This is a genomic window from Streptomyces sp. NBC_00247 (genome assembly GCF_036188265.1).
GTDB lineage: Bacteria > Actinomycetota > Actinomycetes > Streptomycetales > Streptomycetaceae > Streptomyces.
In genome coordinates this window covers 857,522-878,057 of the sequence record NZ_CP108093.1, presented here as the reverse complement: position 1 = coordinate 878,057, position 20,536 = coordinate 857,522, and the positions used below count along the sequence as shown (strand labels likewise).

The 20,536-nt window shown below is 71.5% G+C and carries 19 protein-coding genes and 2 pseudogenes; 10 read left to right on the top strand and 11 right to left on the bottom strand.

Annotated features, from left to right (window positions below; genetic code table 11):
- The first annotated feature begins 211 nt into the window (after positions 1–211).
- From OHT52_RS03485 to OHT52_RS03475, 3 genes are read left to right on the top strand one after another with little or no spacing between them, the layout of a single operon-like run.
- Positions 212–445 (top strand): acyl carrier protein, encoded by a 234-nt coding sequence (locus tag OHT52_RS03485; RefSeq protein WP_328718631.1) that lies wholly within the window; start codon positions 212–214, stop codon positions 443–445.
- Positions 442–1,713, top strand: a complete 1,272-nt coding sequence (locus OHT52_RS03480; RefSeq protein WP_328718630.1) for a beta-ketoacyl-[acyl-carrier-protein] synthase family protein — start codon at positions 442–444, stop codon at positions 1,711–1,713. Before OHT52_RS03485 ends, OHT52_RS03480 begins: the two co-directional genes overlap by 4 nt.
- A 19-nt stretch (positions 1,714–1,732) precedes the next feature.
- Positions 1,733–2,749, top strand: coding sequence for an alpha/beta fold hydrolase (locus tag OHT52_RS03475; protein ID WP_328718629.1), 1,017 nt, complete (start codon positions 1,733–1,735; stop codon positions 2,747–2,749).
- Between the two features lie 16 nt (positions 2,750–2,765).
- Here the strand turns inward: OHT52_RS03475 and OHT52_RS03470 are convergent, their stop codons facing one another.
- A complete protein-coding gene (locus OHT52_RS03470) occupies positions 2,766–3,374 on the bottom strand; it encodes a hypothetical protein (RefSeq protein ID WP_328718628.1) in 609 nt (202 codons plus the stop codon).
- Positions 3,375–3,666: 292 nt separating this feature from the next.
- Complete coding sequence (locus OHT52_RS03465) at positions 3,667–6,138, bottom strand: endonuclease/exonuclease/phosphatase family protein (RefSeq protein WP_328718627.1); 2,472 nt, start codon at positions 6,136–6,138, stop codon at positions 3,667–3,669.
- A 462-nt stretch (positions 6,139–6,600) separates the two neighbouring features.
- On the opposite strand from OHT52_RS03465, the gene OHT52_RS03460 reads away from it, so the two are divergent.
- Complete coding sequence (locus OHT52_RS03460) at positions 6,601–8,127, top strand: MFS transporter (protein ID WP_328718626.1); 1,527 nt, start codon at positions 6,601–6,603, stop codon at positions 8,125–8,127.
- Positions 8,128–8,146: 19 nt separating this feature from the next.
- Here the strand turns inward: OHT52_RS03460 and OHT52_RS03455 are convergent, their stop codons facing one another.
- Complete coding sequence (locus OHT52_RS03455; RefSeq protein WP_328718625.1) at positions 8,147–9,019, bottom strand: DMT family transporter; 873 nt, start codon at positions 9,017–9,019, stop codon at positions 8,147–8,149.
- Positions 9,020–9,310: 291 nt separating this feature from the next.
- Between OHT52_RS03455 and OHT52_RS03450 the strand changes: the two genes are divergently transcribed.
- Both OHT52_RS03450 and OHT52_RS03445 read left to right on the top strand, forming a co-directional pair.
- A complete protein-coding gene (locus OHT52_RS03450; RefSeq protein ID WP_328718624.1) occupies positions 9,311–10,468 on the top strand; it encodes a winged helix DNA-binding domain-containing protein in 1,158 nt (385 codons plus the stop codon).
- Positions 10,469–10,605: 137 nt separating this feature from the next.
- Positions 10,606–12,297: an AMP-binding protein gene (locus OHT52_RS03445; RefSeq protein ID WP_328718623.1), complete on the top strand. Its 1,692-nt coding sequence runs from the start codon at positions 10,606–10,608 to the stop codon at positions 12,295–12,297.
- Positions 12,298–12,433: 136 nt separating this feature from the next.
- On the opposite strand, the gene OHT52_RS03440 is transcribed toward OHT52_RS03445, so the two are convergent.
- The 3 genes from OHT52_RS03440 to OHT52_RS03430 all read right to left on the bottom strand — a co-directional run bounded on the left by OHT52_RS03440 (position 12,434) and on the right by OHT52_RS03430 (position 14,151).
- Positions 12,434–12,643, bottom strand: a complete 210-nt coding sequence (locus OHT52_RS03440) for a hypothetical protein (protein ID WP_328718622.1) — start codon at positions 12,641–12,643, stop codon at positions 12,434–12,436.
- A 9-nt stretch (positions 12,644–12,652) separates the two neighbouring features.
- The gene (locus OHT52_RS03435) at positions 12,653–13,261 is read right to left on the bottom strand and encodes a GNAT family N-acetyltransferase (RefSeq protein ID WP_328718621.1); all 609 of its coding nucleotides are present in this window, start codon (positions 13,259–13,261) and stop codon (positions 12,653–12,655) included.
- 65 nt (positions 13,262–13,326) lie between these two features.
- Entirely contained in the window at positions 13,327–14,151 is an 825-nt protein-coding gene (locus OHT52_RS03430) for a hypothetical protein (RefSeq protein WP_328718620.1), read from the bottom strand.
- 337 nt (positions 14,152–14,488) lie between these two features.
- Between OHT52_RS03430 and OHT52_RS03425 the strand changes: the two genes are divergently transcribed.
- Together OHT52_RS03425 and OHT52_RS03420 are read left to right on the top strand one after the other, a co-directional pair.
- Positions 14,489–14,740 carry a hypothetical protein gene (locus OHT52_RS03425; RefSeq protein ID WP_328718619.1) on the top strand — a complete coding sequence of 84 codons (252 nt, stop codon included), beginning with the start codon at positions 14,489–14,491 and terminating at the stop codon, positions 14,738–14,740.
- Positions 14,741–14,814: 74 nt separating this feature from the next.
- Positions 14,815–15,150, top strand: coding sequence for a helix-turn-helix domain-containing protein (locus tag OHT52_RS03420; protein ID WP_328723601.1), 336 nt, complete (start codon positions 14,815–14,817; stop codon positions 15,148–15,150).
- Between the two features lie 450 nt (positions 15,151–15,600).
- On the opposite strand, the pseudogene OHT52_RS03415 reads toward OHT52_RS03420, so the two are convergent.
- The 5 genes and pseudogenes from OHT52_RS03415 to OHT52_RS03400 form a co-directional block, all read right to left on the bottom strand.
- Positions 15,601–15,840: pseudogene (locus tag OHT52_RS03415) on the bottom strand (transposase); the annotation flags it as partial.
- Positions 15,841–15,977: 137 nt separating this feature from the next.
- Positions 15,978–16,478, bottom strand: coding sequence for a GNAT family N-acetyltransferase (locus OHT52_RS03410; RefSeq protein WP_328718618.1), 501 nt, complete (start codon positions 16,476–16,478; stop codon positions 15,978–15,980).
- A gap of 119 nt (positions 16,479–16,597) precedes the next feature.
- Positions 16,598–16,921 (bottom strand): hypothetical protein, encoded by a 324-nt coding sequence (locus OHT52_RS31425; RefSeq protein WP_443046479.1) that lies wholly within the window; start codon positions 16,919–16,921, stop codon positions 16,598–16,600.
- A gap of 159 nt (positions 16,922–17,080) precedes the next feature.
- Positions 17,081–17,395 (bottom strand): annotated as a pseudogene (locus OHT52_RS31420) (transposase); the annotation flags it as partial.
- A gap of 86 nt (positions 17,396–17,481) precedes the next feature.
- Positions 17,482–17,904, bottom strand: coding sequence for an ester cyclase (locus OHT52_RS03400; protein WP_328718617.1), 423 nt, complete (start codon positions 17,902–17,904; stop codon positions 17,482–17,484).
- Between the two features lie 104 nt (positions 17,905–18,008).
- Here OHT52_RS03400 and OHT52_RS03395 point away from each other — a divergent pair, with 104 nt between their 5' ends.
- Together OHT52_RS03395 and OHT52_RS03390 are read left to right on the top strand one after the other, a co-directional pair.
- Positions 18,009–18,623: a TetR/AcrR family transcriptional regulator gene (locus OHT52_RS03395; protein WP_328718616.1), complete on the top strand. Its 615-nt coding sequence runs from the start codon at positions 18,009–18,011 to the stop codon at positions 18,621–18,623.
- Positions 18,624–19,278: 655 nt separating this feature from the next.
- Complete coding sequence (locus tag OHT52_RS03390) at positions 19,279–20,484, top strand: hypothetical protein (RefSeq protein WP_328718615.1); 1,206 nt, start codon at positions 19,279–19,281, stop codon at positions 20,482–20,484.
- Positions 20,485–20,536 lie beyond the last annotated feature (52 nt).

Here is a 20,536-nt window from a genome sequence, read left to right as displayed (position 1 = left end):
CGTCCGGCAGGGACGCCGGAGAGACGTCACCATCGAGCCGGCTCCCGGGGATTCGCACACCTGCCCAGACCCCCACCGCACGGGGGAACGTGGGGCCGATCATGCTCCGCGAGGGCGTATAAAGGCCCTTCGGAGCAGCCGGCGTCCCCCGATGGCCCACCTCATCCCCACGCGGCAGGCGTCACCGCGTCACCGAGCGGAGGAGCGCGCCATGAGCACCTCGGAACACATCACCGACCTGCTGGTGTCGAACTTCGGTACCGACCCCGAGTCGATCGGGAACGATGTGCCGCTCCGTCGGCTACGTCTGGACTCCCTCGCCCTGGAAGAGCTGAGGCTGCTCATCGAGGACCGGATGGACGTCGACCTGGAGGACGTCGAGATCACCTCCCGCGACACCGTCGGCCGGCTCGTCTCCGCCGTGCACGACAGGGTCACCGCGTGACGGGCCGGCCGGCCCCCGGTCCGTGGCCGCGTCCCCGCCCGGAGCCGTTCCACGCCGCCGTGACCGGCATCGGCCTGGTCACCGCCGCCGGCGTGGGTACCGATGCCTCGTGGCGCGGAGTCCGGGGCGAGGGCGGCGGGCCCTCGGTTCCCCACCGCAGCGAGCTCGAAGGCCTGCCCTGCGACTTCTTCTACACCGTCACCGGTCTGGACACCCGCGCCGAACTCGGCATCGCCGCCCAGCGGCTGATGGACCGGTTCTCCCAACTCGCGGTCATCGCGGCCCGCGAGGCCGTCGCGGACGCGGGCCTCGACCCCTCGGTCTGGGACAGCGCCCGGGTCGGCGTCGTGATCGGCTCGGCCCACGGCGGACTCCCGTTCTACGACGAACAGCACACCGCCCTCGGCGAGCGCGGCGCACGCCGGGTCTCGCCGAAGCTCGCTCCCCTCGTCGTCGTCAACGGCGCCGCCAGCAGCGTCACCCTGGACCTCACCGTCCACGGCCCCAGCCTCGCGGTCTCCACCGCCTGCTCCTCCGGCACCGTGGCCATCGGCACGGCACACCAGTTGCTCCGCACCGGAGCCTGCGACATCGTGATCGCGGGCGGCGCCGAATCGGTCTGCTCCCGGCTGCTGATCGCCAGCGCCTGCCAGATGAAGGCGGTCTCCACCCGACGGGACGACCCGGCTTCCGCCTGCCGCCCCTTCGACATCCACCGGGACGGCTTCGTCGTCGGCGAGGGCGCCGGGCTGCTGGTCATGGAACACCCCGACCACGCCCGCGCCCGGGGCGCCCTCGTCCGGGCCCACGTCAGCGGCTACGGCGCCGCCAGCGACGCCTTCTCCACCGTCGCCCCCGAGCCCGACGGCCTGGGCGTCGAACGTGCCCTGCGCACCGCCCTCGCCGACGCGGGGCTCACCGGCCGGGACATCGGCCACGTCAACGCGCACGGCACCTCGACGGTCGCCAACGACCTCATCGAAGCGACCATGCTCCACCGGGTGATCGGCGACCAGGCCCTCGTCACCTCGACCAAGGCGATGACCGGCCACACCCTCGGGGCCGCCGGAGGCATCGAGACCGCCCTGACGGTCCTCGCGCTCCAGCACCAACTGATCCCGCCGACCGTCAATCTCGACGCACCGGACCCCGAGATCCCGGTCGAGGTGGTGAGCAAGGAGGCGAGGCCGCACACCTTCGAACACGCCGCCAAGACCTCGCTCGGCTTCGGCGGACACAACGCGGCCCTCGTTCTCACCCGGGCCTGAGGCAGGAGGAGCACGCGTCATGGGCGAGGAGATCATCCGGTCGTTGTCGGTGGAGGGGGTGCCCTTCTCCTACCGCCTGCTAAGACGCGGCGGCGGTCCCGACGGCTCGGGGCAGGCGCGTGTACCGGGCCCCGGTGCCGGTCCGGACGCGGCGCGGGTGCCCGGCCCGCAGGAGGCGCCCGGGGCCGGTGCGGCCCCGGGCCCCGGCCCCGCCACCGAGCCGGTCGTGGTGCTCGGCGGCGCGCTCCAGGGCATGTACGGGTGGCCCCAGATGGACGACCACCTCGGACCGGTCGCCGACGTGGTGACCGCCGACCTCCCCGGCATGGGAAGCGCCGGTGCGCTGCCGCCCGGACCGAGTGCCGTACTGCTGCGTCGGGCGGTCACCCGCATCGTCGACGACCTCGGCGTCCCACGGGTCAACCTCTTCGGCTTCTCGTACGGCACCGCCATCGCCTTCGACTGGGCCCGCCACAACCCCGGCAGGGTGGCCCGGATCGCGCTGGGCGGGGTCCCCACGCACATCTCCCCGGCCCAACGCGCCCACTGGCAGCGGGCGGTGGAACGGATGACCGCAGGCGACGCGGACGGGCTCGCCACCCTCGCGGCCGAGGCCCTGATGTGCACGGACCCCGAACGGTACGTCCACCGGGGCGCGTTGGCCCAGCGTTACGTACGGCGGTCCTTCCTGCACGCCCTGCGCACCTCGCCGCACGCGGCCGACTCGCTGGTACGCGCCCTGGGCGACCGCCCCGACTTCTCCGGCGGGCTCACCGGGGTGCCGGCGCTGATCTTCGCCGGCGAGCACGACACGGTCACCTCGCCGGAGCGGCAACGGGAGTTCGCGGAGAGCGTCGAGGGCAGCCGGTTCCTCACGCTCGCCGACGCCGACCACTGGGTGGTACTCGAACGCGCCGACGACGTCGCCGAGTTGGCGGCCCGCTTCTTCACCGACCGCCCACTCCCGGCCGACCGGAGGCCAGGCCCGGGGATCGGGCAGGCGTACGCCGCGCCCGCCCCCCGGGCCGGGTCCTGAGGGCGCCGCCGAGCGGCTACGCCGCCGGCTGGGGCTGCTGGGACAGCTGGACCAGCGAGCCGTCGGCAGGGTCCAGGGTGTAGCCGAACACCAGCGGATCGGTGGAGCGGTCGGCGAGCCTGTCGAGCTGTTCCAGGAAGCGGGCCAGGTCGATCGGCCGGTCCGTGGCCGAGGAGTTGAAGGGCCGTGCCACCTCGATCCGGGCCGTCTCGGCGATCCGGATGTCGTGCGTCCGGCCGCTCGCCTTCCACAGGGGCACCGAGGACTCGGAGCAGTCCCAGGCGCCTTCCTCGGCGGAGAGGTAGATGATGTCCTGGCTGATGCGGTGGCCGAGCAGGCGCAGCGCGTGGCCGGTCGGGTCGGCGCACTCGTCCGGGTTCTGCGGGGCCGGTGACGACGACGGTGCGGACGTGCCGGCGGTCTCGGCCGGGGAGGCGGGCGCCGAAGCCGCGGGGGAGGGGGTGGAGCCCGTGGATGGTGCCCCGTGCGCGGACGGCTCGTTCTTCGAGCCGTCGCAGCCGGCGACGGCCAGTAGCAGGGCGATTCCGAGCACCAGCGGCCCGCTCCGGGCGTACCGCCGTCCGCCGTCCCCAGAGCGCCCGGCCGTTCCAGCTGTGCCGATCATGGTTCCCCCCATGGTGATTCCCCCGTGCGCGGACGGCCTGTTGGCTCTCCGCGGGGCGAGTGGGCGACCGCGCACCCGCCACTTACTGAATGCGCCCGGAGGGCCGTCCGGTTGCACCTCGGGGGAAACTGGTGCACGTCGTTCCGCCGGCGCACGGTGTCCTCCGGCGTGGCGCACGGTGTCGTGAGGTCCGGTGCGCGGTGTCCAGTGGTGCGGCACACGGTGCTTTGTGGTCCGGCACGGCGGAGGGCCGCCCGCGAGCGGACGGCCCTCCCCTGTCGACGGTGCGGGGTCAGTGCCCCTTGCCGTGCCCTTTGTCCTTGCCGTGGTTCTTGTCGTCGTGCTTCCTGTCGTCCTTGGCCGAGCCGCCGAGGTTCACGCGGACGATCTGCGGGTCGTGGTCGCTCGCCTGGTCGGAGAACTCCGCGTTGATGTGCACCACGTCGTAGTCGAGCCGGCGGACGCCGGGGCTCGTCAGGATGTGGTCCAGCGTCTGGGAGTTGCCCTCGTACACGTAGCTGTACTGCTCGTTCGCGGGCAGTGTGGTGATCAGCGGCTTGAGCACCTTGCCGTCGGTCAGCGCGGTCACGGCCGGGGAGAACGCGAAGTCGTTGAGGTCGCCGAGCGTGATGATCTTGGCCGACTTGTCGGCCGCCAGCAGCGACTTGACGAAGGCGTTGACCTCGGCGCCCTGCTGGATGCGCTTGACCTCCGAACTGCGCTCCGGGGCCTGGTTCTTGCCGTGCAGGGGCAGGTCGCCGCCCTTGGAAGCGAAGTGGTTGCCGATGACGAAGACGGTCTCGCCGTCGAAGCGGAACTCGCCCACCAGCGGCTTGCGGCTGTCGGCCCACGCGGCGCTCGTCGGGTTGATCCGGCCGGGTGAGGCGGAGAGCTCGACGCCCTTGCGGGTGTCCACCGCGGTGACGGCGGTCGTCGCGCCGCCACCCGGGCGGTCCACGAAGGAAACCCGCTTCGGGTTGAAGAGGAAGACGTTACGGATGTTGCCGCCGGGCTCGCCGCCGTCCTTGCCGTCCTCGGGGGCGATGTAGCGCCAGGAGTACCGCGGTCCGCCGGCGGCGACGATCGCGTCGGTGAAGCGCTTCAGCGTCGCCTCGGAACCGACCGTACCGTCGCTGGTCGCGCCGTTGTCGTCCTGGATCTCCTCCAGGGAGACCACGTCCGGCGAGGAGAGGTTGACGGCGACGCCCGAGGCGAGGGTGTCGAACTTCGCCTGGTCGTCGAGCGCGTCCAGGTTCTCCACGTTGTACGTGGCGACCGCGAGTTCCTTCTTCTTCTGCTTGCGGGTGACCTCGCGCTTCAGCCCGTTGTCGGTGCGCGTGCCGACCTCCGTGGCCTGGAGGGCGTAACCCCCGAAGGAGACGTAGTCGAGGACGCCCGTCGTGGTGCCGGAGAGCACGTCGCCCACGTTCGCGGGCGGGAGCGGATCGGCGGTGTCCAGGGACATCACCTCGATGCGCCCGGTGTTCTGGTCGGTGTACGAGGTGTAGATCGTGCCGCCGCGCGCGCTGGGGTTCTCGTTCGGCTTGACCGTCACCCACATCTCGCCGTAGGAGTTGGTCGCGCCGACGACCCGGGTGTCCGCGATCCGGACGCGGACGCCTTCGAGGGACTCGTACAGGTCGAGGGCGTAGGTGCCCGGCTCCAGCGGGAGCGCCTCGATCGAGCCGCCGCCCGCGGTGGGCGTGTACGCGGCGGGTACCGAGGAGGCGTCGAGCACGACCGGTGCGGGCAGGGCGTTGCCGCGCGACAGCACCGTGGTCTTCGGGGCGGTGATCTCGGTGACCGACTGGGCCCCGGTGCCCGGGTAGTACTCGTCCACCTTGCCGCTGACCAGGACGGAGTCACCGGCGACGACGCCGGGGGCGGCCGATCCGGTGTAGACGAAGACTGCCTCGCTGGTGCGGGCGTCCGCGTCGGGGGCGGTGTCCTGAAGCCAGTAACCGCGCGAGCCGGTCGTACGGACACCGGTGACGACGCCGGGTACCGCCGTGACCGTCTGGCCGTCGAGCGGCGAGAGGCGGGTGGTGCCCTGGATGTCGTGCACCCGGACGGTGCCGGGCTCGGTGGGCTCGCTCGGCTCCTCGGGGTCGGTGGAGCCACCGCCGGGGGTCTGGCCGGCCGAGTTGACCGGGGTCGGGGCGCCCGCGGCGAGATCGGCCGAGTTGTCGTCGGTGTCGGCCAGCGAGGCGGCACGGGTCACGGAGGCGGTGGCGGACGGGGCAGGGGCCGGGGCGGTCTCGCGGACGACGGCGGAGCCGTACCCGACGAGGTCGACGATCCGGGTGTCGATGGCGCAGTCGGCCGCGGTCTTGCAGGTGAGCGGGGTGGTACCGGAGACCAGCGCGACCGTGCCGCTGCCCGCGGCCATCGCGACGGTGCCGGTGGCGTCGGGGGTGGGCAGCGCGACCGTGCCGCCCGTACCCGCGGCCTCGGCCACGAGGTAGCGGCCACCCGGGGCGACGGAGCCGGCCAGGGGGGACACCTGCCAGAGCGAGCCGGCGGACGGGGTGCCGGGCAGGTACTGGACGCTGTAGCCCGAGAGGTCGAACGCCGCACCGCCCGCGTTGCCCAGCTCGATGAAGTCACGGGTGAGCGTGGCGCCCGAGTTGCCCCCGCCGCCATAGACCTCCGCGATCACGGCGTCGGCGGACGGGACTGCGAAGGCGGCGGGCAGGGCCGTCACCGACAGCGCGACGGCGACGACACCGGCCAGCGCGGCCGAACGGGCTCTGGATATCTGCACGGGTACTGCCCCCAAAATGTGTAGTTGAGAGCAGAAAGCTATGCGCGTAGAACAGGCATGACAAGGCATCAGAGGTTAATTCCCCGCATCGTGTGGGTGAGTTGCGGGTGCGGGGCGGGCGGCGGCGCGCTCGTCGGCGATGCGTTCGGGTGGCGCATTCGGGTGTACGGGCGGTTGGTGCGGACGGACGGTACGGGGTACGCGCCGGGCCCGGCGCGGCCGGCCTCCGGCGGGTGCGGGGCATGGCGGGTGCGGGGCATCGCGGGTGTGCGGGCCCGGCGCGCGGGCACGAGTCCTCCCGTGCCGGACCGGCCTATTGAAGGGACACCTGGAACGATGCCTGGAGAGACTCCGGCAGAGACACCTGAAGGACCACCTGACGGCCCGCCCGAAGGGATGTCCGAGGGGATGCCCGCGCGGGCCGGGATGAGGAATCCGGGCAGCCCGCCTAGGGTCCGAAGCATGACTCCGAGCACGGCGCGTCCCGGTTCGCAGGGGCCCGGAACACCTCCCGGCTCCCCCTCCGGCTCCGGCGGATCCGGGCAGGGCGAGCCCGACCCCAACCGTTGGCGGGCCCTCGCGGTCTGCCTGGTGGCCGGGTTCATGACCCTGCTGGACGTGTCGATCGTCAATGTGGCGCTGCCGTCCATCAAGGAAGGGCTGCACACCCCCGAATCGGATCTCCAGTGGGTGCTCTCCGGCTACGCCCTGGCCTTCGGGCTCTTCCTGATCCCGGCCGGACGGCTCGGCGACGCGCGGGGGCGGCGCGCGGTGTTCATGGTGGGGCTCGCCCTGTTCACCCTCTCCTCCGCCGCGTGCGGGGCGGCCCAGTCCAGCCTCTGGCTCGTGGTCGCCCGACTGGTCCAGGGACTCGCGGGCGGCCTGCTCTCGCCCCAGATCTCCGCCCTGATCCAGCAGATGTTCTCCGGGCACGAGCGCGGCCGGGCCTTCGGGATGTTCGGCACGGTCGTCGGCATCTCCACCGCCGTGGGACCGCTGCTCGGCGGGCTGCTGATCCAGCTGGCCGGCGCGGAGGAGGGCTGGCGCTGGGTGTTCTACGTCAACCTTCCGCTCGGCGTCGTCTGCCTCCTGCTGGCCCGCCGGCTGCTGCCGGACACTCCGTCGGCCGGTCACGTACGCGCCCGCGACCTGGACCCGCTCGGCGTACTGCTGCTCGGCGCGGGCGTGCTCTGCCTGCTGCTGCCGTTCGTCCAGGCCCAGCAGTGGCACGGCAACGAGAAGTGGCTGCTGCTCCTGGTCGCCGCGGCGCTGCTCGTGGTGTTCGTCGCCTGGGAGGCGCGCTGCGCCGGCGGAGGGACGCAACCGGTGCTGGACCTGTCGCTCTTCCGGCTGCGTTCGTACTGGCTGGGCTGTCTGCTGATCCTGCTGTACTTCGCCGGGTTCACCTCGATCTTCTTCGTCACCACGCTCTATCTGCAGTCCGGCCTCGGCTACAGCGCTCTCCAGGCGGGCCTGGCCATCTCCCCGTTCGCGGTCGGCTCGGGCCTCTCGGCCATGATCGGCGGACGGCTGGTCGGGCGCTTCGGGCGTCCACTGGTCGTCGTGGGGCTGGCCATGGTCGCGGTCGGCCTGGCCGGGACGGCCCTCGCCGTGCACCAGGTGCCGGGGCACAACGCGGGCTGGGCGATGGCGGCCCCCCTGCTGTTCGGCGGGATCGGCAGCGGCCTGGTCATCGCCCCCAACCAGACACTCACCCTCTCGGACGTACCGGTGGCCCACGCGGGCAGCGCCGGCGGCACCCTGCAGACCGGCCAGCGCGTCGGCTCCGCGATCGGCATCGCCGCGGTCGGGGCGGTCTTCTTCGCCCAGGTCACCGGCGACGGCTGGGCCACGGCCTACGACCACGGCCTCATCGTCTCGGTCGCCTTCGTCTGCGCCGGACTCGTCGCGGCGATCGCCGACGTGGTCGCCGGGCGCCGCCACGGCAGGCGTACGCGGAAGCCGGCCGGGCGGGCCGGCGGGGCGTGACCGGCGTACCGGTCACCGCCTACTTCACGCGGGACGGGGGCAGGGGATTGCCGGAGGCGAGGGGCGACCGGGAGAGCTCCAGACAGCCCACGCCGATCAGAGCGACCGCCACCAGCTCCGGCAGCAGCCACCAACCGGTGCGCAGCGTCTCCCCGAAGAGGGTCACCCCGTACAGGACGCTGATCAGCGCGTCGCCGAGCGTCAGCATCGGCTGGACGGCCACCAGCGTGCCCGCCTGAAGGGCGTTCTGGAGCAGGTACAGCGCCCCGACCCCGGCCGCCGCCGTGGCGTAGAGCTGCCAGGCGGCGAGCAGTCGGGTCACCCCGCCGGAGCCGTCCAGCCGGCCCATGGCGTCCTTCATCAGGGCCGCGGTCAGCGCGTATCCGCAGGCGGCGGCGAGCCCGAGCAGTGCCGCACGGACGTTGCGCCGGGAGGCCAGGGCCGCCACGATCAGGGCCGCCTCGAAGGCCCCGGTGACCAGGAGCGCCACGACCCAGACGGTGCCCACGACCGTGTCGTGGCCCCCGCCCGGGGCGGCCGACGCCATGCCCAGGGCCAGGCCGGTCGTCACGGCCGCGACCCCGTACCAGACCTGGCGGGGGACCCGGACGCGCATGACGAACCCGGCCAGCAGCAGGGTCGAGGGAAGCTCGATCACGAAGATCGGCTGCACCACGGCGATCGGTCCGGTCGCGAGGGCCACGGCCTGGCAGACGGCCGCGACGATCACCAGCGCGATCCCGCCGAGCCACACCTTCTGGCGCAGCAGATGGCCGAACAGGGAGAGCCGCATCGCCGCGGAGTCCGGCACGTTGACGGCCGCCCGGCGCTGGAGGACCGAGGCGGCGCCGTTGCTGAGCGCGGTCAGGACGGCGAACAGGACGCTGATCACCGGTCCATCATGCGGGCGGGGCCGCTCCAGCCCCGGGCACACGGGCTGCCCGAGTGTGTCGCCCGGCCGGAACGGTCGCGGCGGAGAGGACGGTCGCAGGGGCGCGGGAGCCCCGGGTGCGGGAGCGGGAGGCAAGGGCCGCCGGAGAGGGAGCCCCGGGTGCGGGAGCGGAGGAAAGGGCCGCAGGAGCGCGGGAGCTCCGGGACGGCGCCGCCGACCGGCCGAGGAACATGCACCGAGCGGCGCCTTCGCGGACCGGAACTGTCCGCGAGTCCGCGTACCGTGCCGGGCATGGCCGCCCAGAAGAACCCTCCCGGACCCCGCCCCACCACCGGGCCGGTGCGCCCGGCCGTGCTCTCGGCCCGGGCGCTGAACCGGGCCACGCTCCACCGCCAACTCCTGCTCGAACGGTCGGAGATGTCCCCGAAGGGCGCCGTCGCCCACCTCGTCGGACTCCAGGCGCAGAACACCAAGCCCCCCTACTTCCAACTCTTCTCGCGGCTCGCGGACTTCGACCCCGCCGACCTCTCCGCGCTGATGGAGTCGCGCGAGGTCGTACGGATCGTCACCCTGCGCTCCACGATCCACACCCACACCGCCGAGGACGCCCTCACCATCCGCCCGCTCGTCCAGCCCGCCCGGGACCGCGAGCTGAGACTCTTCCGCCAGGGACTCGCCGGGGTGGACCTCGACCGGCTCAAGGACATCAGCAGGGCGCTCGTCGAGGAGCGGCCCCGCACGGTGAAGGAGCTGCGCACGGCACTGCTCGCCGAATGGCCGGACGCCGACCCGCTCGCCCTCACCGTGGCGGCCCGCTGCGCGCTTCCGCTGGCGCAGACCACGCCCCGGGGCCTCTGGGAGCGGAGCGGGCAGGTCACGCTGACCACCCTGGAGCACTGGCTCGGCCGCCCCGCGCAAGACCTTCCGGCCCCCGACACCCTGGTGCTGCGCTATCTCGCGGCCTTCGGCCCCGCCTCCGTGAAGGACCTGCAGAGCTGGTCCGGACTCACCCGGACGCGCGAGGTCTTCGACCGGCTGCGGCCTCGGCTCCTCACCTTCCGCGACGAGAACGGCGTCGAGCTCTTCGACCTCCCCGACGCCCCGCGCCCCGATCCGGACCTCCCCGCCCCGCCGCGCTTCCTGCCCGAGTTCGACAACGTCCTCCTCGGCCACGCGGACCGCACCCGGGTCATCCCGGCCGAGTTCAACGGGCGCAACGGCAGGGGGAACCAGGCGTACGGAACGGTGCTCGTCGACGGATTCCTCGCCGCGGTCTGGCGCCTCGACCGTACGGACGACACCGCGACCGCCACCGTGCAGCCGCTGGGCCGGCTCGGCCGCGCGGACCGGGAAGCCGTGGCAGAGGAGGCCGTGCACCTGCTGACCGTGATGACGGACGCGGGCGTACGCGAGGTCCGTTTCGCCGGCTTCGTGGACTTCGGGGAGTGAGCGGACCGGGCCGGGCGGGCGGGCTCCGCAGCGGGTGAACCGGGCTGCGGAAAGCGCGCACCGCGGTGGGTGGTGGGGCGGGAGGGGCTGGTTGAATCGAGGGAGGCGACCGGTCCGGTCCACACAGAGGAGGACACATGTCGGCAAACAGCGCGACCGAGACGTTCCGGGCGGCTAGGGACTTCTTGCTCCGGCACCGTGAGGACTGGGCGACCGCCGGTGCGGGGTTCCGGTGGCCCCGGTTCGACCGGTTCAACTGGGCGCTCGACTGGTTCGACGTGATCGCCGAGGGCAACGACCGTACCGCCTTGCACATCGTGGAGGAGGACGGCCGACGCACCGAAGTGTCGTTCGCCCGCATGTCGGCCCGCTCCAACCGGGCGGCCAACTGGCTCGCCGCTCAGGGAGTGCGCGAGGGCGACCGCATCCTCGTCATGCTGGGCAACCAGGTCGAGTTGTGGGAGACCGCGCTCGCCGCGATGAAACTGCGCGCCGTGGTCATCCCCGCGACCCCGCTGCTCGGACCGCTCGACCTGCGCGACCGGGTCGAGCGTGGCCGGGTCGCCCACGTGATCGTGCGCGCGGAGGACACCGCCAAGTTCGACGACGTGCCCGGCTCCTACACGCGGATGGCCGTGGGCGAGGCCGGCGACGGTGAGTGCCCGGACGGCTGGCTCCCCTACGCGGGCGCCGACGAGCACTCCGAGGTGTACGTACCGGACCGGGAGACGGCCGCCGACGAGCCGCTGATGCTGTACTTCACCTCCGGCACGACCGCCAGCCCGAAGCTGGTGGAACACACCCATGTGTCGTACCCCGTGGGCCACTTGGCGACGATGTACTGGATCGGGCTGCGGCCCGGAGATGTCCATCTGAACATCTCCTCGCCAGGTTGGGCCAAGCACGCCTGGTCCAACCTGTTCGCCCCCTGGAACGCCGAGGCGACCGTCTTCATCTTCAACTACCAGCGCTTCGACGCGAGTCGGCTGATGGCGGAGATGGACCGCTCGGGCATCACCAGCTTCTGCGCCCCGCCGACCGTCTGGCGGATGCTCATCCAGGCGGACCTCACCCGGCTCGCCCGCCCCCCGCGCGAGGTCGTCGCGGCTGGTGAGCCGCTCAACCCCGAGGTCATCGAGACCGTGCGGCGAGCGTGGGGGGTGACCGTCCGGGACGGCTTCGGCCAGACCGAGACCGCCGTCCAGGTCGCCAACTCGCCCGGCCAGCAGGTGAAAGCCGGCTCCATGGGTCGCCCCACCCCCGGCTACACGGTCGAGCTGCTCGACCCGGTCACCGGTGAACCCGGCGCCACGGAGGGGGAGATCTCCCTCGATCTCGCCGACGCCCCCGTCGGGCTGATGACCGGCTACCACGGGGACGCGGAGCGTACGGCCGAGGTGATGGCGGGCGGCTACTACCGCACCGGTGACATCGGCTCGCGCGACGCGGACGGGTACATCACCTACATCGGGCGGTCCGACGACGTCTTCAAATCCTCCGACTACAAGATCTCGCCCTTCGAGCTGGAGAGTGCCCTGCTGGAGCACGAGGCGGTCGCCGAGGCGGCGGTCGTGCCGGCCCCCGACCCGGTCCGCCTCTCGGTGCCGAAGGCGTACGTCGTACTCGCCGAGGGCTGGGAACCCGGGCCGGACACCGCGAAGGTGCTCTTCGAGCACTCCAGGGCCGTCCTCGCCCCGTACAAGCGGCTGCGCAGGCTGGAGTTCGCGGAACTGCCCAAGACCATCTCGGGCAAGATCCGCCGGGTCGAACTGCGCGAGCGGACCGCTCGCTCCACCGGCACGGAGTACACCGAAGGGGACCTGCGGTGAGCGGACCGACGTAGCGCACCGCACCGGGCGCCGATGGGCACCGGGGCCGATGCGGCGCCGGGGGGCCCGGCGGTGATGCGCGAGGTGCTCCGGCGGGCGTTCGCACGCGCGCCCGCGACCCCGGCCCTTCGCCGACTCAGGCGGCCTCGACTATGTCCGTCCCGGGGTCCCGGGTCGCCGCCGCCCATTCGATGAGCAGGACCTCATAGGCCTCGGAGGACCAGTCCCGTCCTGCGCGGGAGTCCACGAGGGCCCTGATGGCCTCGTTGGTCTCGACGGCGGACGGGCTCGTGGAGCCGGTGGGCCGAGGGGGGCGGGCGGAGGAGTGACGAGAAGTCAGAGCCATTCCCGAAGGCTAGCGTTCGCCACTGACAACGCCGGTCCGGGGGGCCCGGCCCGATGTCCGGTCGCCGCCCAGCGCGAGAGGACGGGGCAGCACGATCCGGGCGGGCTCGCGGCGCATGCAGACGCGGGGCCGCCGGTCCAGGCCGTTGCCCACCTCTTCGGCCCTGATCCGCCGCAGCCCCTCGGTGAGTTGGTCCTCGCGCAGCACGGCGAACCCGATGCGCGCGTAGTACGGGGCGTTCCACGGGACGTCGGAGAAGGTCGTCAGGGTGAGAGCGCGGAGACCCTGGCCCTCCGCCCACGCGGCGGCATGGTCGATGAGGGCCCGGCCGATGCCGAGCCGGGCCGCCGAGGGATGGACCGAGACCTGTTCGATGTGGGCGGCACCGTCCACGGGGTCCGCGATGAGATAGCCGACGGGGCTGTCGTCCGCGGGGGTGTCGGGACGGGTGGCCACCCAGCAACGTCCGGCGGCCCGGTAACTCTCCAGCAGTTCGAGGGGCGGCGGCTCGTCGTCGGCGACGTCTGCCATCCCGAGGGCTCTGAACGGTTCCCCTGCGGCGCGCTCGATGTCCTGGAGCCGGCGGAGATCGGAGCGTCTGGCGGAGCGGATACGCATACGGTCAGTGTGACTCCTCGCCCACCCGAAGGTGGGGGCTTCTCGTGACGCCGTGACGGCGTCGCCTACGCCCCCGCGCTCAGCAGTTCCTCGGCGGCGCCGTTGGCCGGCTGCGGAGTACCGGTGAGGTCCAGGGCGAACAGTGGCATCGACACGAGGTCCGCCCGCCGGGTGGCCGCGTCCTCGTATCCCGCGAGCGAGAAGAAGATGCCGGACACGGACTCGCTCAGCGCGTTCAGCCAGAGGCACTCGATCTCACGCACCCCGGTCGGGCAGGTCGAGGTCTCGACCTGCGCCATCGCCCCCTCTGCCCGCAGATCGATGCGCGAGGCCGGGCGTTCGTCCGGCTGGGAGATCCCCCGGTAGCCGAGCCAGCCGAGGTACAGCCCGGCCGCCGTCACCGCGTCCCGCGCGGTGCGGACGGGTAGTGGCTGGAAAGGCGCGCGCGGCCGGGACGCGGTACGGGGGAGCGGGATGTGCGCGGGAGGCCCGCCGCCCGCCGCCGGCCCCGCGACGGTCGTCGGTGCCGCACCGGTGGCGGCTCCCGCGTCCGGACCGGCCTCGGTACCGGGTTCCGGCTTCGTGGCGGCCTCGGGACCGGTTTCCGGCTCGGTGGCGATGTCGGCGGGGGGTCCGGTCAGGACCGGGACGCGCAGGACCGTGCCGCAGGGGCATCCCAGCTCCGGCTGCGGCCAGTGGTCCTCGCGCCCGCACGCCTCGCAGCGCGCGGTGACCCAGAAGTCCGCCCAGACGCGCTGGGTGACCGTGGTCGCGGGCGCCCCCCGTGCCGCACGCAGGGCGACGGGGGCGCCACAGGGGCAGGAGTGGACGGGGACCACGAACGCGTGGTCGCGCAGACAGAGGGGGCAGCGCACGAGCACAGGTTCCACAGCGTCTCCTTCCGCCGACGCCCGGACGCGGCGCGGCGTTCTGTGGGTGATGGGTGATGGGTGATGGGCGATGGCGTGAACGGTGAGGGAGGTGAGGGAGGTGATGGAGGTCGCGGGCAAGGGAGCGGTGCGTGGGGCGGTGGGAGGAGCGGCCTCGCCAGCTCCGCTCCTCCCACCGCCCCTCGTGCGCCTGCGCACATCGTCCTCCAGGGAGGGGTGCCGGGTCAGGCGATCGGTGCTGTTTCCGGTCGATCCGGGCAACCGGGGCAGCCGCCCCGCCGCGTTACAGTCGGGGCCGAGCCGGCCTGTACGCCGGCCGGAACTCCCGGGAGGGACCGTGCGTCTGAGGGTGGAATTCACCACCGAACCCTTCGATCTCGACGAGGCCCCCGCACACGCGGTGGTGGCCCGTGAGGTCATCGGCGCCGCGCCGCTGGACGCGGTGGACGTCGGCCCCTTCGGCAACACCGCGGAGGGCGGCGCCGAGGTGGTGCTGGCCGCCGTGGACGCGTTGCTCCGGCGCACCATCGACGCCGGGGCCACCCGGATATCGTTCCAGGTCAACGTGATCGCCGAGGGGGAGAGGTGAGCACCGGAGCCGCCCCGGAACACCCCGCCCCGGAACACCCTCTGGTCGTCGCCGTGAAGCCGCTGGTGGACGCGATGGGCGGCGAACTGCTGGAAGCCGCCCAGGCGGGGCCGGACGACGTGGTGCTCGTCTGGGAGGGCCGGGACGTCATGGCCGTACGGCTGCCCCAGCTGTCGGAGTCCCTGGACCACGTTCTCTCCGCGATGGAGCGGACGTACGGCAGCCCGCTGTCCGGACTTGACCGTCGGGCGAAGCAGTCCGTGGTCCGCACCCTGGAGGCCCGGGGAGCGTTCGCCGTACGGCACGGGGTGGAGACGGTGGCGAGCGCCCTCGGGGTCAGCCGCTTCACCGTCTACAACTACATCAATTACGCCAACGAGCAACGGGCCAGAGAGGCCGGCGGCGGCTAAGGGCTGTCCCGCAATTCGTGGTGGATCAGTGCGCGGCGTCAGATGCGGTGCATCGCAAGGCGGAGGGGCGTCCGCATACTGGATGTATGTGGACGTTCCGACAACGCGGCGAGGTGCCGTAGCTGTCGTCGCGCACCCGCCAGGAATTGCGGGACAGCCCTTAGTACTCCAGCCGTAGATCGTGATCTTCAAGTCTGATTCGCGGCTTGTCGGTGGTAGTGGCTGGCCTGGGCTCGGGCCTGGTGACAGCGTCGCCAGGCGGACCAGCGGAGCCGGTGGACCGCGTCGCGCATCGGCCGGACGAATGCTGTGAACAGTCTCTGGATCTCGTTGCAGGTGAGCGGGATCAGCTCGTCCGGGGCGGGATGGCAGGCGTGTTCATCGGCACGGACGACGGCGAGGGAGGCGTGAGCGAGCATGGCCAGGGTGACCCAGCGGGACCATGAGGTGAAGCGTCTCCTCGTCGCCCAGATGCTCCAGCACATACTCACGCACGTCGTCACGCACACGGTCGGCATCCCACTTCGCCCGGGCGAGCAGGTGCTGCATGCCGTCCGGACTTGCCTCCCCGGCCCACTCGGCGATCGACCAGCAATTCTTGCGCAGCAGGTCCGACAGCAGCCCCAGCACCAAGTCCTTCACCCGGCGCCGGGGTTCGACCCGTGTGAACCGGCCTGCGATCCGGGCCATCAGGCCCTCGAACGCCTCCTGCCAGCGGGCAGGGTCCACGCTGACCTGCGACCACCGCACGATCGTTTGCCCTCACACACCGATGATCAGCGGTGGCCGCAGCCTTCCCGCAGCCAGACCACCAGCAAGATCACGGTCTACCGCTTCGGTACCAAGTCACGCTGATACCAGGGGCCTGAGCTACCACCGAGGTCGGCCGGGTCCGCCGGGCTGACCAGGACAAACCCAGCCTTGATCAGCACCCTCTGGGACGCGACATTCTCGCAGGAGGTGCCCGCCCGCAGGGCGCGCAGCCCATGCCTCGCCACCGCCAGCCGGCACAGCTCCCGGACGGTCGCGGTCGCCATGCCGCGGCCGGCGATGTGCTGCGCGACCCGGTAACCGAGCTCAGCAGCGCCGTTCTCGAGGTCGTACAGGTTGAACCGGCCCAGAACCGAGCCGTCGTCGGCAACGAGTAGGTAGAAGGCGCAAATGCCGGCCTCCTGCTCGGCCAGCAGGGCGCTGTACCGGTCCGTGAACTTGTCGAAGAAGTCGTCGCCGCGGTCGGGGACCGAGGCAGCGAAGTAGGCGCGGTTCGCCAGCTCGAAGGCCAGGACTGCCGGGGCATGGCCAGCATGCAGCCGCTTCAGATTGGGCACCGCCCGACCCTAACCGGTTGGTGGGCTCAGATCCTTTGAGTTTCCGCCAGCGGCAGACAATCCCCAGACCAGGACACATGACGATCTACGACTGGAGTACTAGTCGTAGATCGTGATCTTCATGCCTGAGTGGCTTGCTGCCGGTAGTGGCTGGCCTGGGATCGGGCCTGGTGGCGGCGCCGCCAGTCGGACCAACCAAGCCGGTGGGCGGCATCGTGGACCGGTCGGACAATGAGGGTGATGAACAGGCGCTGGATCTCGTTGCAGGTGAGCGGAATGAGGGCATCGGGTGCGGGGCGGGTGTGCTCGTCTGCGCGTACGACGGCGAGGAAGGCGTGCGCGAGCATGGCGAGGGTGACCCAGCGGGACCAGGACGCATAGCGGCGGACCTGGTGCTCGTCGAGTGCGGCCAGGCCCTTGCCGGACTGGAAGAACTCCTTCACTCGTCATCTTGATCCAGCGACTCTGACCAGTACGGTCAGCGGCGCAGGTGCGGGCGAGTAGCAGCGGTAGTAGGCGAGTTCGCCGGTGCTGCGGTTGCGGCGGATCAGCAGCTGCCGACTCCCGGGGCGAGGGTCGGCGAGGTCGATGACTGCCCAGTCGGTGCCGGTGTATTGGCGCTGGACGCCGACCGTGCCAGTGCCCTTCTTCACGTCGCCGGTCTCGTCCACGACCAGTACCGCCTGGTCGTCGTGCAGGTGCTCCACCACGTAGCTGCGTACGTCGTCGCGGACCTGATCGGCATCCCACTTGGCCCTGCCCAGCAGGTGCTGCATGCCGTCCGGGGTCGCGCCGCCGGCCCACTCGGCGATGGTCCAGCAGTTTTTGCGCGGCAGGTCGGACAGCAGTCCCAGCACCAACTTCCCCATCCGGCGCCGGGGTTCGACCCGGGCGAACCGACCCGCGACCCGGCCCATGAGGTTGTCGAACGCCTCCTGTCAGCGGGCGAGGTTCCCGTGGGGCCCGGCGGTCACCAGTTGGCCGCAAGAGGCAGGAGGTTCTTTCACAGGCCCAACTGGTCGCGCATCGCATCGGCGTCGCGCAGGGCCCAGTGCTCGACGATTCGGCCGTTGCGGACGCGGACCATGTCCATGCTGAGGACTTCGTAGCGTCGGTCGGAGTCCGTGTGGGTGCCCCTGCTGGTGTACCGGTTGACGGAGGTGTCGCCGGAGACGATGTTCTGCTCAATCGTCACGGAGACGTCGTGGAACGCGCTGCCCGCGCTCATCCGCTCCCACTTCTGTCGCCAGGCGTCGCGTCCCCGGTGATCGCCTTGGGTGCCTCCCCGGTGGTCGACGACTTCGGGGTCGATCAGTTCCAGGGCGTCTTCGAGCCGGCCTTCCAGGATCTGCGCGTAGCTCTCGACGATGCGCCGGTGAATCTCTCCCGGTCCCGGGTGCGCGGTGCCTTTTGTCCCCTGCGGCATGCGGCATCTCCTCTGGTGGGAATACGAGGCGGCAAGTGGGGAGTTCCCCACTTGCCGCGTTCGGCTACCGTAACCGGGGAAGTCCCCGATTAACAAGGAGGGTCATGCCATCGCAGAGCGCCGGACCTGCGCCGCGTTCGGAACCCCAGCGTCGTCGTCGCGCGGACGCCCAGCGCAACTACGACCTGCTCGTGGCCGCGGCCAGAGATATCTTCCACGACCACGGCGTCGACGCCCCGCTTGACGACATCGCCCGCCGGGCCGGCGTCGGTAACGCCACCATGTATCGGCACTTCCCGACGCGTCGCGAACTGATCATCGCCGTCTACTCCGAGGAAGTGGCCGAGCTCTGCGCCCGGAGCCAGTCCCTACTGGCCGAGGATCCTCCCGGCGACGCCCTCTTCGCCTGGCTTCAGGATTTCATCGCACACGTGGCAGCCAAGCGGGAACTGGCGCTGTCGATCACCGATGACCGCACCGGTCAGCGATCGGCGCTGTTCGACCGCTGGCACCAGTCGATGCACACAGCCGCGTCCGCACTGCTGACCCGGGCGCAAAGCGCCGGTGCTGTCCGCGCCGACCTCAACGCATCGGAACTACTTGCCCTGGCCAACGGGATCGCCCTGACCACCACCGACGCCACTCAAGCAGAGCGACTGGTCGTCCTGGTCAGACAGGGCACGGACACTCGCTCGACACCGGCCGACAGCATCCGCTGAAAGTGGCAAGCACGACGCCGACTTCCGCCGCGTCCTCGAAACACGCGCTCTGGACCCTACTGCGAGCCACTCGGGCATGAAGATCACGATCTACGACGAAGTGTGACTCGCATGCCGCGTTGGTCCATGACATGGCGTCGGCGCTCGCCGAGATGTCTGCCGCCGATCGGCAGCGTGTCTACGACAGGTTGGACGGGCGGCCCCGGTCCAGAGTGCCTCGACCGACGCCGGACGAGCGGGAACTTCCTCGTCTCGACGGGCCTCCGCGCCCTCCGGGACGGTGGTGCGACTGACAGGGGCGGCTGGAGTCTTCACGGGCGTCCACCGACTTGGGCTGGGTGACCTGCTCGCAGGACGGGCACCGCCAGTACTCCGGCCGGGGCCTTGACGATCCCTCTTGACCGGGGAGGACGGCCTCTTCCATCCGCTACCAGGCCCGCGTACTTACAGGGCAAGGCGGGGTTCGGGAAAGAGACGCGCGGGCGGGGGCGCTGGGGAACAATACGGAGCAACCACGGTGGGCTGGGGGGAGAGTGGGGCGTTGGCTTCGTTCGTAGGGACCGGATGCCTTGTTGTGGACGTCACGGGGGTGGCAGCGGGCGGGAAGACCGGGTGGGAAGCAGGGCCATTAGCCGTAATCACGGGGGCGGGTCCGGTGGACGGGAGCGACGTGGTCCTTGCCGGACGGGAGGTCAGGCTCGGGTATTTCGAGCACCGCGTGGCGGAGGCACTGTACGGGGCGCCGGGCCAGTCCGCACGCTGGTCCCGACGAGTTTCCGGACGGATCGGCAGAACGCAGGTCCTCGCGGTTGAAGTAGTGCGGGTGCCAACGGAGTTCAGCGAGGGCGACGGGCTCGCTGTGCTCCATGTACGCTTCGGCGCCGATCCGCTCACCGAACTCGAAGGGTTGACCGACCTTTCGGCGTCCGAGCACGGGAGATCCAACCGCGAGGCGATCGAGGCTTTACTGCCTGCGGGAACGGGCGTCGCGAAGGGGTTCCGGCGCTGCTGGACGCTGGTCCACCTGACCCGCTCCGAAGGGCCCTGGCCGGAGGTGATGCCAGCCGCTTACAGCGCCTGGGGAGCCAGAGACCAATGGCTGTGGCTACTTGCTGCGGCTACCCCGGTGGACCGGTATCCGCCGGACCCTGAGGAGCACGCTGACTCCTTCCGCGGCCGAGTCCGCTTCTCCGCCGACTGGCAGGCGTTGGTGCTGCGGGACGGTGCGGCCTTCCTCGGCACGACGGCGGACCCGGAGGATCGCGGTTCCTTCCACCGGCTGGCCCGCACGCATGTGCACAGTATCTACCTGGACGCCTTCCTGCTGGGCAGGCTCCAGATGAAGGCGTTGGGCGATCTGACGGAGCGGGTGGCGGCGATCCGGTCCCACCGGTTGGATTCGTCCGCGATCGCGACGCTGGAGCGCCAATTGATCGATTTCCGCAGTGTGCTGGGTGCCGATCACGTCACCGTGCGGGGAAAGGGCAACGAGTTGCTGGCCGCCTACCGCGAGCAGCACCGGCTGACCGAGTTGCGCGCCCGCGTGGTAGACGACCTGGCCGTCTGCACCCGCGTTGTGGAGGCATCGACCGCCCGCGCCGTGAACGCGGCGCTCGGCATTGTCACGGTGCTGGGCGTGCCGTTCTCGCTGGTCTATGGTGGCGCCGCACTGGCAGTCGGCAGCAGCAGTGGCGCGTTCCTTTGGGCCACCGGACTCTCGGTGTTGCTGGCCGGCGCCGCCCTCGCACTGGTCCCCCCGCTCCGTGGCATGCTCCGCGCTCTCCGCGGCAGCTCCCGCACCCGTCGGCGAACCGAGCCCCGTGACGGGCCGACTTCACAGGGCGGAGCCTCCGGCGCGTAGCTGCCCGGACACCACACGTGAGATCCGGACACCGTACATGAGAAAGGAAGCC